General features: G+C 68.9%; 1 protein-coding gene. It reads right to left on the bottom strand.

Annotated elements, in window-relative coordinates:
* On the bottom strand, window positions 1-579 hold a 579-nt coding region (locus tag BST15_RS20970; protein WP_133053211.1), incomplete at both ends, for a DUF222 domain-containing protein.

Here is a 579-nt window from a genome sequence, read left to right as displayed (position 1 = left end):
GTAGATGCGTAGGTAGTGGTGGGCGTGGCTGGCCATCGCGATCACATCGCGCATCGGCAGCCAGGTACCGCCTCCGGTGTGGGCCTTGCCCGTGCCGGATTCGAGGTCGGCCAGGGTGGTGGAGACGATGATGGTGGCCGGTAACCCGTTGTGCTGCCCGAGGTCCCCGGAGGCCAGCAGGGCCCGACCCATCGCGGTCAGGGCATCGTGGTTGCGTTGCCCGGCACTACGCGTATCGGCATCAATGGCAGCTTGCGACGGAGTGCCGCTGGTGCAGGGGGTGGTATCGGTGGGGTTGCACATGCCGGGGGCGGCCCAGCGGGCCAGGACGGCATCGAGGGTGGCTCGTGCTTGCGGGTCGAGGTAGCCCTTGATGACGCTCATGCCGTCGCGGTCTTGGGGGCCCAGCACCACACCACGGCGCTGGGCACGATCGTCGTCGGTGTGGTTGCCGTCGGGGTGCAGATGATCGGCCAGCCGTGATGCGAGCCTGGAGAGCTCATCGGGCCGACATTGCGCGCCCAGGTCGGCCAGGTGCGCTTCGGCCTGGGCCAGGGTACCGGCATCGATATCGGCGGG

This window comes from Mycolicibacter arupensis (genome assembly GCF_002086515.1).
Taxonomy (GTDB): domain Bacteria; phylum Actinomycetota; class Actinomycetes; order Mycobacteriales; family Mycobacteriaceae; genus Mycobacterium; species Mycobacterium arupense.
This window is presented reverse-complemented; position numbering and strand designations above follow the sequence as displayed.